A 13,258-nucleotide genomic window follows, 5' to 3' on the forward strand; every position below is an offset into this window, starting at 1 on the left:
AAGCATGCATCAATCACCCGTCTCCATCAGTCTGTCCAGCTACGGCGCGGATCTGGTCCGCCAGCACGGCCAGGGCCATTTCATTTCCCTGGTGGCCGCCGCCGGCGCTTCGTGCATCGAGTGGCGCGAAGAACTGCTGACCCACGAGAAGCCCGAGGAACTGGCCCGCAGCGCCCGGGAACATGGCCTGGAAAGCGTATTTTCCTCGCCCCTGGAGCTGTGGCTGGCCGAGGGCTACGAACCCAACCCCGAGCTGTCCGCCACCTTGCAACGGGCCCGGGCGTTCGGCGCCAAGCGTCTGAAAGTGTCCCTCGGTCACTTCACCGAGCATCACGACCTGGGCAGCCTGGCCAGCCTGCTGTCAGGCCAGCCCCTCACCCTGCTGGTGGAAAACGACCAGACCGTGCATGGCGGGCGCATCGAGCCCTTCCAGGTTTTTTTCAACGCCGTGCAAGGGTGGAACCTGCCCCTGCGCATGACCTTCGACATCGGTAACTGGGCTTGGCAGCAGCAGTCGGCGCTGGAAGCCGCGCGCCTGCTGGGCCGGCATGTGGATTACCTGCACTGCAAGGCGGTCCGCCTGCGGGACGACGGCAAGCGGGTGGCCCTGCCGCCCGGCGCCGCGGAGTTGCAGCAGTGGGAACACCTGCTGCGGCACATGAATCAAGGTCTAACCCGGGCCGTGGAATACCCCCTGCAAGGCGACGACCTGCTGCAGGTGAGCGCCGAGCAGGTCGACCTGCTGGCCCGCCTCGGCCAGTCGCGACTGGAGCCAGCCCATGTCTGAGATCGATATTCTGTCCTTCGGGGAAACCATGGCCATGTTCGTCGCCGAGCACAGCGGCGACCTGGCCCGGGTCGAGCACTTTCACAAGCGCATTGCCGGGGCCGACAGCAACGTCGCCATCGGCCTGTCGCGCCTGGGTTTCAATGTGGCCTGGCTGAGCCGGGTCGGCAACGACTCCCTGGGACGCTTCGTGCTCGACACCTTGCAGGCCGAGGGCCTGGACTGCCGCTTCGTGCGCCGCGACCCGCTGCACCCTACCGGCTTTCAGCTCAAGTCCCGGGAAGACACCGGCGACGACCCGCGGGTGGAGTACTTCCGCCGCGGCTCGGCCGCCAGCCACCTGAGCCTCGACGACCTGGCCCCGGCCCTGCTCCAGGCCCGTCACCTGCACGCCACCGGCATTCCCCCGGCCCTTTCGGATTCGGCCCGGGAGCTGTCCGGCCACCTGATGCAGACCCAGCGCGCCAGCGGCCGCAGCGTGTCGTTCGACCCCAATCTGCGTCCCGGCCTGTGGGCCAGCGAGTCCCAGATGATCCGCGAGATCAACCGCCTGGCGGCCCTGGCCCACTGGGTGCTGCCGGGCCTCGGCGAGGGCCGCCTGCTCACCGGGCGTGACGACCCGGCGGACATCGCCGCCTTCTACCTGGACCAGGGCGCCGAAGCGGTGGTGATCAAGCTCGGGGCCCATGGTGCCTACTACCGCACCCATCTGGACGCCGGCTTCGTCGACGGTGTGCCGGTGGCCAAGGTGGTGGACACCGTCGGTGCCGGCGATGCCTTCGCCGTGGGCCTGATCAGCGCCCTGCTGGAAAGCCTCAGCGTGAGCGAGGCGGTGCAGCGGGCCAATTGGCTGGGCAGCCGCGCAGTACAAAGCCGTGGCGACATGGAAGGCCTGCCCAGGCGCCACGAACTGCCCGACCAGGCAGCGCCCCTGAAAACCGCCTGCGCCTCATAGCAGCTGGCGTACCGGCTCATCCGGGAAACGAACACCCAGAACCACCTGTTGCGACAAAAACAACAAGCTCAGGAGAACTTTCATGGACACGCTCAAACTCGCCGCCCGCCGCTGGTGGTACATCATGCCCATCGTCTTCATCACCTACAGCCTGGCCTACCTGGACCGTGCCAACTACGGCTTTGCCGCCGCCTCCGGGATGGCCGACGACTTGCAGATCACCCCGGGGCTGTCCTCGCTTTTGGGGGCGCTGTTCTTCCTCGGCTACTTCTTCTTCCAGGTGCCGGGTGCGATCTACGCGCAAAAACGCAGCGTGAAGAAGCTGATCTTCGTCAGCCTGATCCTCTGGGGCGGCCTGGCCACCCTCACCGGGATCGTGTCCAACGCCTACACGCTGATCGCCATCCGCTTCATGCTCGGGGTGGTGGAGGCCGCGGTGATGCCGGCGATGCTGGTGTACCTGTGCCACTGGTTCACCCGGGCCGAACGCTCCCGGGCCAACACCTTCCTGATCCTCGGCAACCCGGTGACCATGCTTTGGATGTCGGTGGTCTCAGGCTATCTGGTGGAGCATTTCAGCTGGCGCTGGATGTTCATCATCGAGGGTTTGCCGGCGGTGCTCTGGGCCTTTATCTGGTGGCGCCTGGCCGATGACCGGCCCAGCCAGGCCCAGTGGCTCAGCGACCAGGAGAAGCAGGACCTGGAAAGCGCCCTGGCCGCCGAACAGCAGGGCATCAAGGCGGTGAAGAACTACGCCGAGGCCTTCCGCTCGCCCAAGGTGATCATCCTCGCCCTGCAGTTTTTCTGCTGGAGCATCGGGGTCTACGGTTTCGTCCTGTGGTTGCCTTCGATCCTCAAGCACGGCGCGCAAATGGACATGGTGGAGGCCGGCTGGCTCTCGGCCCTGCCCTACCTGGCGGCGGTGATCGCCATGCTCGGGGTGTCCTGGGGCTCGGACCGGACCCAGAAACGCAAGCGCTTCGTCTGGCCGCCGCTGCTGGTGGCCGCCATCGCCTTCTACGCCTCCTACCTGCTGGGCGCCGAACACTTCTGGTGGTCCTACGGGCTGCTGGTAATCGCCGGAGCCTGCATGTACGCGCCCTATGGGCCGTTCTTCGCCATCGTTCCGGAGATTCTCCCGGCCAACGTCGCCGGCGGCGCCATGGCCCTGATCAACAGCATGGGCGCCCTGGGCTCCTTCGGCGGCTCCTATCTGGTGGGTTACCTGAACAGCGCCACCGGCTCGCCGGGGATGTCCTACCTGCTGATGAGCGGCGCCCTGCTGCTCTCGGTGCTACTGACCCTGCTGCTGACACCCGGCGCCGGAGCGCCTCGGGCCAAGGGCCTGCCCCTGCCGCGCCGCCTGGCCCACTCCTGAACTGCCACAGAGAACCGTCATGAAAAAACACCTGGTGCTGTACAAGAAACTCTCGCCGTCGCTGATGGCGCGCCTGCAGGAACAGACCGAGGTCACCCTGATCGAGGACCTGGGCCCAACCGGCCTCAAGGCCCTGCGCCAGGCCCTGCCCAGCGCCGACGGCCTGCTGGGGGCCAGCCTGCGCCTGGACGCCGAACTGCTGGACCTGGCGCCGCGCCTGCAAGCGGTGGCCAGTGTCTCGGTGGGGGTCGACAACTACGACATCGACTACCTGACCCGACGCGGGATTCTGCTGAGCAACACTCCGGACGTGCTCACCGAAACCACCGCCGACACCGGTTTCGCCCTGATCCTGGCCACCGCCCGGCGCGTGGTGGAACTGGCCAATCTGGTGCGCGCCGGGCAATGGAACCGCAACATCGGACCGCTGCATTTCGGCAGCGACGTGCACGGCAAGACCCTGGGCATCATCGGCATGGGGCGCATTGGCGAGGCGTTGGCCCAGCGTGGACATTTCGGTTTCGGCATGCCGCTGATCTACCACAGCAACAGCCCCAAGCCGGCGGTGGAGCAACGTTTCAATGCCCGCTACCGCAGCCTGGAGCAACTGCTGCAAGAGGCCGACTTCATCTGCCTGACCTTGCCCTTGACCGAGAAAACCCAAGGGCTGATTGGCCGTCGTGAACTGGCGCTGATGCGTCCGCAAAGCATCTTCATCAATATTTCCCGAGGCAAGGTGGTGGACGAAGCGGCCTTGATCGAAGCCTTGCAGGAACGACGGATACGCGGCGCCGGGCTGGACGTGTTCGAGCGCGAACCGCTGGACCACCGCTCACCGCTGCTGCAATTGCCCAATGTGGTGGCCACGCCGCACATCGGTTCGGCCACCCACGAAACCCGTGAAGCCATGGCTCGCTGCGCGGTGGACAACCTGCTGGCAGCCCTGTCGGGGCAGCGCCCAGCCAATCTGGTGAACAGCGCCGCCTGGACCGCTCCATCGCAGCGTCAGGCCTAACCGCCGCGAGCCCCTGGCGAACACCTCTGCAACCGCGGGCTTGCCGGCAAACGCGTTCGCCAGGGCGGTGCATGACAGGCAAGCCGGCGCCTACAGGTGGAGGGTTGCGGGGCGTTGTTCGAGAATCTGCTCGGTGCAGCGGGCAATGCGCCGGCAGGCCTCGGCCAGGCGCTCGCAGTCCAGCACCAGGCCGATGCGAATGTGGCCCGCGGCGCTGGGGCCGAAGGCTTCACCGGCCAGTACCGAAACGCCATGGTCGTCCAGCAAGCGGTCGGCAAAGCCCTGGGCGTCCAGCCCGGTGCGGCGTACATCCACCATGACGAACATGCCGCCATCCGGGCAGATCGGGGTCAGCCCCGGGCACTGGTCCAGCAGCGCGCACACCAGGTCCCGGCGCCGTCGGTACTCGTCGCGCATCTGCGCCAGCTCCGGCAGGTCGCTGTCCAGGGCCACCACTGCGGCGTTCTGCACAAAATCCGGCAGGCCGTACAGCATGCACAGGGCCAGGTTGCTCAGGTGCCCGGCCAGGGTCGGTGGGGCAATCACCCAGCCCACCCGCCAGCCGCTCATGGCATGGGACTTGGACAGGCTGTTGATGGTGGCCGTGCGCTCGCCCATGCGCGGCAGGCTGCCGGGGCTAAAGTGCTGGCCCTGGTACAGCAGGTCGCAATAGACCTCGTCGGAAATCAGCCACAAGTCGTGGGCAAAGCACAGCCGCGCCAGTGCTTGCCAGTCGTCGAGGGACAGGCTCGCGCCCGACGGGTTGTTCGGGCTGTTGAGCAACATGGCCCGGGTGCGCGGGGTGATCCGCGCCGCCATGTCCCGCGGATCGACGCGAAAGCCCTGCTCGGCCCGCACCGGCACCGGCACGATGCGGGCCCCGCAGGCGCCGAACACGCCTTCGTAGGTGACGTACATGGGCTCGGCCACCAGCACCTCGTCCCCGGGATTGAGCAGGCACTGGGCCACGGAAAACACCGCGCATTGGGCGCCCGGCAAAACCACCACATGCTCGGCGTCGACAATCTGTCCGCAGCGCTGATGATGGCGCCGGGCAATGCAGCTGCGCAGCGCCAGGTTGCCGCGCACGTCCGAATAGTGGGTATCGCCGGCCAGCAGGCTGTCGATCGCGGCCTGGACCACGGGCCTGGGGGTATCGAAATCCGGGTCGCCAATGGTCAGCAGCAACACATCCCGCCCCTGCTCGCGCAGGGCCAGGGCCCGGTAGTGGATGTTCCAGGCAGCGGAACCTTCTCCGACAATCCGTTGGGTCAGGGCTGAGTAGCGCATCGCTTTCTCCATGCAAGATGCTTCAGCCAAAACCCTAGGTGCTGGCGGGGCACTCGTCGAGCGCCCGGCCCCACCGTTCGCGCCCTTAGACCACGAAGCGCGCCACCATGGCGTTGAGATCCACCGCCAGGCGCGACAGTTCATGACTGGCTGAACTGGTCTGGTTGGCCCCGGCCGCCGACTGGATCGCCAGGTCACGGATGTTCACCAGGTTGCGGTCCACCTCGCGGGACACCTGGGCCTGTTCTTCCGAGGCACTGGCGATCACCAGGTTGCGCTCGTTGATCTGATTGATGGATTCGGCGATCTGCTCCAGGGACTCGCCAGCGGCGCGGGCCAGCTCCAGGGTGCTCTGGGTCCGCCGGTTGCTCTGCTGCATGGACTCCACCGCTTCGCCGGTGCCGTTCTGGATACCGGCCACCATCTTCTCGATTTCCTGGGTCGACTGGGCGGTGCGATGGGCCAGGGCCCGCACCTCGTCGGCCACCACGGCAAAGCCACGCCCGGCCTCGCCGGCACGGGCCGCTTCGATGGCGGCGTTAAGCGCCAGCAGGTTGGTCTGCTCGGCGATGGCGCGGATCACGTCCAGCACCTTGCCGATGTCCCGGCCCTGGGTCGCCAGGCCTTCGATCATCACCGAGGTGTTTTGCACGTCATGGGCCATGGTCTGGATCGCCTCGACGGTCTGCACCACACGGTCGCGGCCTTCGCGGGCGGCCTGGGTCGACTGCTGGGACGCCTCGGAAGTGGACACTGCGTTGCGTGCCACCTCTTCCACTGCTGCGGTCATTTCGTTGACTGCGGTGGCGGCCTGTTCGATCTCGGTGTTCTGCTGCTGCACGCCGCGAGAGGCTTCCTCGGTCACTGCGCTGAGTTCTTCCGAGGCCGAAGCCAGCTGGGTCGCCGAGCCGGCGATCTGCTCGATGGTGCGGCGCAGGCTGGCCTGCATCTGCGCCAGGGCGCGCAACAGGCGTGCCGGCTCGTCCTGACCGTCGACCTCGATGGCCTGGCGCAGGTTGCCGCCGGCGATCACCTCGGCGACGTTGAGGGCCTTGTTCAGGGGGGTGACGATGCTGCGGGTCAACAACAGCGCCAGCACGATGGTCAGCAATGCGGCCAGCAGCGCGACGATGACGATCCCGGCAATGGCACTGTCGTAGTGCTCGCCGGCCGCCTTGGAGGCACTCTTGGCGCCCGCGGCATTGATCGCGATGAGCTTGTTCAACTGCTCGCCCATCTGATCGGTGCCGTCCTTGATCCGGGTGTTGATCAAGGTGCGCAGCTCCTCCAGCTTGTCCTGGCGTGACAGCTCGAGCATCTCCTTCTGCGCCAGCAGGTAATTGTCCAGGGTCGCGCTGAAGGTCTTGTACAGCGCCACTTCCTCCGGGCCCGCCGGCAACGCCGCGTAGCTGGCCTGGGCCTGCCTGGCCTTGTCCACCAGCACACCGATGCGGGTCTGGGCTTCGGCAAGGCCGGCCGGCTCGCGGTTCACCAGCACGCGAAATGACAGAATCCGCAGGCGCAGGACGTTCTCGGTCAGGTTGCCCAGATAACCGACGCTGGGCAGCTGATTGCTTTCCATTTCCAGGGACGCGTCGCGGATGATCGACATGCGGTTCACCGCAAATACGCCCAACACCATGACCAGCAGGGCAATAAAGGCAAAACCGAGGAAAGCACGCGGGGCGATATTCAGGTTACGCAAGGACATAGGACGAGTCTCGAAGGAGAACGGGGCGGCGAGCATCCATGCCCTTATCGGCCGACGCATCAGGACTGCATCGACGAGGGACACCACGGAAAGAGCGTCCATGGGCCTATCAGAGATATCGGCCGAACTTGAGCTTTCATCTGTCTGATTGGCAAAAATATTTCGAAATGTGCCCCCTGTGTCAGGCCTGAGACAACACAACGTGAAGTGAATCGATAAAGCCGTGATTCGCCGCGCCAGAACAGTGCGCCGTACCCAGCCCGAGAGCGCCAACGCGCCCTATGAAAAGTGCAATTCATTCGCCGTAAAAGCCATTTTTTCAGCGCCCGCCCCTGCCCATCATGGCCCCAGTCAATAAAAACAACGCCGAGACTGGATATGAAACCTGAAGACTTTCGTGCCGCAACCGACCGCCCGCTGACCGGTGCCGAATACCTGGCCAGCCTGCGCGATGATCGTGAAATCTACATTTATGGCGACCGGGTCAAGGACGTCACCACCCACCCGGCCTTCCGCAACTCGGCGGCCTCCATGGCCCGCCTGTACGACGCCCTGCACGACCCGGCCACCCAGTCACAACTGTGCTGGGACACCGACACCGGCAACGGCGGCTACACCCACAAATTCTTCCGCTCGGCGAAAAGCCCCGATGAACTGCGCCAGCAGCGCGATGCCATCGCCGACTGGTCGCGCCTGACCTACGGCTGGATGGGCCGCAGCCCCGACTACAAGGCCGCCTTCGGCAGCGCCCTGGGGGCCAACCCGGAGTTCTACGGGCGCTTCGCGGACAACGCCCGCACCTGGTACAAGCGCATCCAGGAAGCCTGCCTCTACCTCAACCACGCCATCGTCAACCCGCCCATCGACCGCGACAAGCCGGTGGATCAGGTCAAGGACGTGTTCATCTCGGTGGACCAGGAAGTCGAGGGCGGGATCATTGTCAGCGGCGCCAAGGTGGTGGCCACCAACTCGGCCCTGACCCACTACAACTTCGTCGGCCAGGGCTCGGCCCAGCTGCTGGGGGACAACACCGACTTCGCCCTGATGTTCATCGCCCCGATGAACACCCGCGGCATGAAGCTGATCTGCCGCCCGTCCTACGAACTGCAGGCGGGCATGACCGGCTCGCCCTTCGACTACCCGCTGTCCAGCCGCTTCGATGAGAACGACGCGATCCTGATCATGGACAAGGTGTTCATCCCCTGGGAAAACGTGCTGATCTACCGCGACTTCGAGCGCTGCCGCCAGTGGTTCCCGCAAGGCGGTTTCGGTCGGCTGTTCCCCATGCAGGGCTGCACCCGGCTGGCGGTCAAGCTGGACTTCATCACCGGGTTGCTGGTCAAGGCCCTGCAATGCACCGGCTCCCTGGAGTTTCGCGGGGTCCAGGCCCAGGTCGGCGAAGTGGTGGCCTGGCGCAACCTGTTCTGGTCGCTGACCGACGCCATGCACGGCAACGCCAGCGAATGGATGAACGGCGTCTACCTGCCCAGCACCCAGGCCCTGCAGGCCTACCGGGTGCTGGCGCCCCAGGCCTACACCGACATCAAGAAGATCATCGAGCAGGTGGTGGCCAGCGGCCTGATCTACCTGCCCTCCGGCTCCCGCGATCTCAAGGACCCGGTGCTCAACCAGTACCTCAGTACCTACTGCCGCGGCTCGGGGGGCATGGGCCACGAAGAGCGGATCAAGATTCTCAAGCTGCTGTGGGACGCCATCGGCACCGAGTTCGGCGGCCGCCACGAGCTGTACGAGATCAACTATGCCGGCAGCCAGGACGAGATCCGCATGCAGTGCCTGCGCCACGCCCAGGCCAGCGGCTCGATGAAGGCCATGACCGACCTGGTGGACAAATGCCTGGGCGACTACGACCTCGATGGCTGGACCGTGCCGCACCTGAGCAACCCCGACGACATCAACATGCTGGACCGCATCCGCCAGTAGCCACGAGGCCGGCTCCTACGGAAAAGGCCAATGTCCACCTGTTGTCGTAGGAGCTGGCTTGCCAGCGAAAGCGCCCGCCAGAGCACCACAAGCTCCTCTTCGTCGGCAAGCTGGCTCCTGCAGCGCAATGCCCTGCGTCCATGAGGAATTCGTCATGTCTGTACTCGATCCCAAGCAACTCGCCTTCCGCAACGCCATGGCCCACATGACCGCTGCGGTCAACGTCATCACCAGCAACGGCCCCGCCGGCCGTTGCGGCATCACCGCCACCGCGGTCTGCTCGGTCACCGACAGCCCGCCGACCCTGATGGTCTGCGTCAACCGCAACAGCGCCCTGAACCCGGTGTTCAAGGGCAACGGCCATTTGTGCATCAACGTCCTCAGCGGCGAACACGAGGACGTGGCGCGGCATTTTGCCGGCATGACCGAGGTGGCCATGGACCAGCGCTTCGGCCTGCACCCCTGGCGCGACGGTCTGCAGGCCCTGCCGGTGCTGGAGGGCGCCCTGGCCAGCCTCCAGGGACGCATCACCGAGGTCCAGGAAATCGGCACCCACTCGGTGATGCTGGTGGAACTGGATGAAATCAGCGTGCGCGAGCAAGGCGACTCGCTGGTGTATTTCAGCCGCTGCTTCCATCGCCTGCAGCGCCCTGGCCAGGCTGCCTGAACGCCTCCCAGCCCTGGCTAGGATTCAAGGGGGTCCGGCTGATGCAGGCCGAAGCACACGCCCTGGGGATCGTGGCACTGGCAGAACCGACCGAAACCGGGCTCGTGGGGACTGATGTCACCGGCCTGCCCCCCCAGAGCCCGGACCCGGGACACGCTGTCGGCCATGTCGCTGACCCGGAAATACACGACCATGCGCGACTGCGGATCGTCGCCATGGACGCCGACCCGGATCGAGGGCGTCTGCAACCAGGCATCCTCCGTTGCACCCAACCGCTGCGGCGACCAGTCGAACAGGCGCTGGAAAAAAACCAGCGACTGCGGAGCGTCGGCAACCCCGATTTCCACATGAGAAAGACTACCTGGCATACATCCTCCACGTTCACAGAGACAGAGCTGTCACTGTCCGCTGCAAAGGCTCGGCGGGTCTTGAATAAAACTGACCGGGGCACTCAATTCTCCCGGCCTTCGAGCAACGATGCCGGTTTGCCAGGAATATCGGCCCAGCCGCTTCGGGCATAGGCTCCCGGGGAGCAGCCGGCGAATGCCTGGAACTCCCGGGTGAAGTGGCTCTGGTCGCTGTAGCCGCACAGCACCGCAACCTGCACCAGCTCCAGCGCCGGTAGCGATTCCAGCAACTGCTGGGCGCGAGCAAAACGAATATGCCGGGCGCAGGCTTTGGGCCCTTGTCCCAGATGGGCCTTGAAGCGACTGGCGAAATGCCGTCCGCTGCAGCCGGCCTGCTGACTCAGATCACCGATCGAGGTACCGCCAGCGCTTCGCTGCAGTTCCTCCCAGGCCCGGCGCAGCATCTCGGGCAACTCACGGCGCGAGTTCTGCAAACGCTCGGCAAGAAAGGTTTCGACCCGCTGCAATCGACTCGTCCAGCAAGGGTTTTCTTCCAGTGCCTCGACCAACAAGCACACCGACGTGCCCCACAGTTCCCGCAGATCCAGCCAAGGGCTGGCAAGCACTTGGCCATCACCCTGAAACAGGCGGTACGCGGCCCAGGGCGGTAGCTCCACCTCGATGCATGAATGCACACCGCTCTGCTCGACGATCACCGGAGCTGCCGGGCGGCTCACCACGAACGCCTGGCACCGCTCCTCGCGCCCATTGGCGGCGAGCCCGTAGGGGGACGCCAGCCCGATGACCAGCTTGACCTGTGGCTGCGCGACCTCAAGCCGCCGCACGGTGCCCGGCAGTGTCTCGCTGAAGCCGTACAAGCGACCGCCCCAGGGCCGCAGCCTGATGGCATCAAACCCTGTGACGCAGTGCGAAACAGAGAAAGGCTGCATTGGCATCGAACTCACTCCCAATAGTGATCATGGTTGACCAGCTGAAGCATAAGCGACCCGCGCCGCTGGGCCATGGGCCACCTCCTGCATCTGTAGGATGGCGGTGGCCGGCCAAGCCATCGATACTCGCACCAGGCCCTGCCCACGTCCCCCAGGCGTAATGGTCCTCAACCCCTTCCGTGACGAAAACAATAACAACGTCGCACAGAGGTACAGACCCATGAACCGACTCGATCACGCTCCGGCCAGCCTGTTGCAGGCCTTCAGCGAGCTGACCCTGGAACTGCAGCAACTGGCGCAGAACAAGGACATCGAAAACCTTCACCAGCATGCCCTGGCGCGCATCTGCAAACTCTTGCCCTTCGACAGTGCCTGGTGGGGCCGCGCCGCATTGGTCGACGGCTTGCCGGATGAACACAGTTGCTACCTGTACCGCCTGCCACCGAGCTACCTGGCGGACTGGCAATCGATCCGCCACATCGACGTCACCGTGAACCGGGTGCACGAAGTGCCGGGACGGGCGGTGATCGTCGACATGGCCGATCCGCACAACGGCCCCGGACTCAACTGGCTGGGGCGCCAGTACAACATCGGCGAGCTGCTATGCGTGGTGCACATCGATCCCCATACCCAACTGAGCAACCACCTGGCCCTGTACCGTGCCCCTGGCGCCCCGGCCTTTACCCGGGACGACTGCCATGTGCTGAACAACCTGATGCTGCACCTGGTGGCAGCGGTGTCGGCCAATCAGATCCGCACCCTGGTGGCCATGCGCGAGAAACTCACCCGCCCGCGCAATCTGGCCCTGGCCGTGTGCGACCAGCGCGGTGTGCTGCAGTGCGCCGAGCGCGGTTTTGTCGATCTGCTGCTGCATGAATGGCCGCAGTGGAACGGTCCGCAACTGCCCATGAAGCTCGATGGCAACGGTTTCGAGGGCAAGCGCCTGCAGATCGACTGCTCGGCCGTGGGCGACCTGTACCTGCTGGCGGCCCGCAGCCGCAGCCTGCTGCCCAAGCTCAGCCCCCGGGAAAACGCCGTCGCCCAGTGCTTCGGTGATGGCAAGACCTACAAGGAAGTGGCTCGGGACCTGGGTATGTCGCCCAACACCGTGCGCCATCACATCCGCGCCATCTACAGCAAGCTCGGGGTCAAGGACAAGGCGCGCATCGCCCAGTTGCTCCACGCCCCGCCCGACTGACCCCACCCCCTGACCTGCGCTGATTTACGCCGTCGTATTTGACGGCCACGGGCAGCCTTTGCCCTTTTTCTGCCCCACTGCCGTGTGCCGGCGAGCCCTTCGCCGAACAACAACTCCAACAAGAGACGCACCGCCCATGACAAGGCTCATTACCCGCACCACCCTGGCCCTGGCTGGCACCCTGGCCAGCCTGTCGCTCAACGCCGCGGACCTCAACGCCCGGGACTTCTTCGCCGCCCCCGTGGGCACCCGCCTGGGGGTGCTGTACCTCCCGGCCACCCGTGCCGGCGACTTTCACGGCCCGGCCGACAGCAGCGGCAAGGCCGAGCTGCGAGTCAATGCCATGGCCTACCGCCAGGTGTTCTTCAGCGACCTGTGCGGCACCCTGTGCACCCCACAGTTCATCGTGCCCTTCGCCGACATCAGCGCTCGCTTGCCCGGCGCCGAACGCCATACCGGAGAGAGCGGTTTCGGTGATCCTCAGGTGGGGGGCACGCTGTTTTTCATCAACCAGCCGCAAACCCGCACCTACAGCGGCCTGTTGACCCTGGTCACGCTGCCGCTGGGCGAGTACCACAGCCGCAACCCGGACGTCTCCCCGGGGGCCAATCGCTGGGGCGCGACCTTTGTCTACAACTACACCCAGGGCCTGGGGGAAAAATGGGTGCTGGAGGCCAACCTCGAAGCCCAGTTGTACGGCACCAACGACGACTATTTCGGCAGCGACCTGAAACAGGACCCGCTCTATCGCCTGCAAGCCTTCGCCTCCTACGACTTCACCCCTGCGACCTACGGCGCCCTGCGCCTGATCCACGCCGATGGCGGCGAACTGCGGATCAACGACCGACGGATCAACGACACCCACAAGCGCTACACCCAGGCCGGATTCGAGGTCGGGCACTGGCTGGACAAGCGCAATCAGCTGATGTTCAGCCTGTCGCAGAACGTCGCCACCGATAACGGTTTTGCCGGCACCGACGCCTTGATGCGCCTGGTCCACGTGTTCTGAACCCCTTGTC

Annotated in this window: 12 protein-coding genes; 8 read left to right on the plus strand and 4 right to left on the minus strand. The window is 65.4% G+C overall.

Annotated features, from left to right (window positions below):
- The first annotated feature begins 4 nt into the window (after positions 1 to 4).
- The 4 genes from DWF74_RS02355 to DWF74_RS02370 all read left to right on the plus strand — a co-directional run bounded on the left by DWF74_RS02355 (position 5) and on the right by DWF74_RS02370 (position 4,135).
- Entirely contained in the window at positions 5 to 787 is a 783-nt protein-coding gene (locus DWF74_RS02355) for a sugar phosphate isomerase/epimerase family protein (RefSeq protein WP_115580218.1), read from the plus strand.
- Complete coding sequence (locus DWF74_RS02360) at positions 780 to 1,742, plus strand: sugar kinase (RefSeq protein WP_115580219.1); 963 nt, start codon at positions 780 to 782, stop codon at positions 1,740 to 1,742. Before DWF74_RS02355 ends, DWF74_RS02360 begins: the two co-directional genes overlap by 8 nt.
- A gap of 82 nt (positions 1,743 to 1,824) precedes the next feature.
- Positions 1,825 to 3,120 carry an MFS transporter gene (locus DWF74_RS02365; protein WP_102863305.1) on the plus strand — a complete coding sequence of 432 codons (1,296 nt, stop codon included), beginning with the start codon at positions 1,825 to 1,827 and terminating at the stop codon, positions 3,118 to 3,120.
- 19 nt (positions 3,121 to 3,139) lie between these two features.
- Positions 3,140 to 4,135 carry a 2-hydroxyacid dehydrogenase gene (locus DWF74_RS02370; protein WP_102863304.1) on the plus strand — a complete coding sequence of 332 codons (996 nt, stop codon included), beginning with the start codon at positions 3,140 to 3,142 and terminating at the stop codon, positions 4,133 to 4,135.
- Between the two features lie 90 nt (positions 4,136 to 4,225).
- On the opposite strand, the gene DWF74_RS02375 is transcribed toward DWF74_RS02370, so the two are convergent.
- Both DWF74_RS02375 and DWF74_RS02380 read right to left on the minus strand, forming a co-directional pair.
- Positions 4,226 to 5,425 (minus strand): pyridoxal phosphate-dependent aminotransferase, encoded by a 1,200-nt coding sequence (locus tag DWF74_RS02375; RefSeq protein ID WP_115580220.1) that lies wholly within the window; start codon positions 5,423 to 5,425, stop codon positions 4,226 to 4,228.
- Positions 5,426 to 5,510: 85 nt separating this feature from the next.
- Entirely contained in the window at positions 5,511 to 7,136 is a 1,626-nt protein-coding gene (locus DWF74_RS02380; RefSeq protein ID WP_102863302.1) for a methyl-accepting chemotaxis protein, read from the minus strand.
- A 378-nt stretch (positions 7,137 to 7,514) separates the two neighbouring features.
- Here DWF74_RS02380 and hpaB point away from each other — a divergent pair, with 378 nt between their 5' ends.
- Positions 7,515 to 9,077 (plus strand): 4-hydroxyphenylacetate 3-monooxygenase, oxygenase component, encoded by a 1,563-nt coding sequence (hpaB, locus tag DWF74_RS02385; protein WP_115580221.1) that lies wholly within the window; start codon positions 7,515 to 7,517, stop codon positions 9,075 to 9,077.
- A 154-nt stretch (positions 9,078 to 9,231) separates the two neighbouring features.
- Positions 9,232 to 9,744 (plus strand): 4-hydroxyphenylacetate 3-monooxygenase, reductase component, encoded by a 513-nt coding sequence (gene hpaC / locus DWF74_RS02390; protein WP_102863300.1) that lies wholly within the window; start codon positions 9,232 to 9,234, stop codon positions 9,742 to 9,744.
- A 17-nt stretch (positions 9,745 to 9,761) separates the two neighbouring features.
- On the opposite strand, the gene DWF74_RS02395 is transcribed toward hpaC, so the two are convergent.
- On the minus strand, positions 9,762 to 10,112 hold the full coding sequence (locus DWF74_RS02395) for a VOC family protein (protein WP_102863299.1): 351 nt from the start codon (positions 10,110 to 10,112) through the stop codon (positions 9,762 to 9,764).
- Positions 10,113 to 10,195: 83 nt separating this feature from the next.
- Positions 10,196 to 11,047 carry a helix-turn-helix domain-containing protein gene (locus DWF74_RS02400; protein WP_115580222.1) on the minus strand — a complete coding sequence of 284 codons (852 nt, stop codon included), beginning with the start codon at positions 11,045 to 11,047 and terminating at the stop codon, positions 10,196 to 10,198.
- A gap of 214 nt (positions 11,048 to 11,261) precedes the next feature.
- Between DWF74_RS02400 and DWF74_RS02405 the strand changes: the two genes are divergently transcribed.
- Positions 11,262 to 12,239, plus strand: coding sequence for a helix-turn-helix transcriptional regulator (locus tag DWF74_RS02405; RefSeq protein ID WP_102863297.1), 978 nt, complete (start codon positions 11,262 to 11,264; stop codon positions 12,237 to 12,239).
- A gap of 136 nt (positions 12,240 to 12,375) precedes the next feature.
- On the plus strand, positions 12,376 to 13,248 hold the full coding sequence (locus DWF74_RS02410; protein ID WP_115580223.1) for a transporter: 873 nt from the start codon (positions 12,376 to 12,378) through the stop codon (positions 13,246 to 13,248).
- Positions 13,249 to 13,258: the final 10 nt, after the last annotated feature.

The organism is Pseudomonas protegens (genome assembly GCF_003363755.1).
Lineage (GTDB): Bacteria > Pseudomonadota > Gammaproteobacteria > Pseudomonadales > Pseudomonadaceae > Aquipseudomonas > Aquipseudomonas danubii.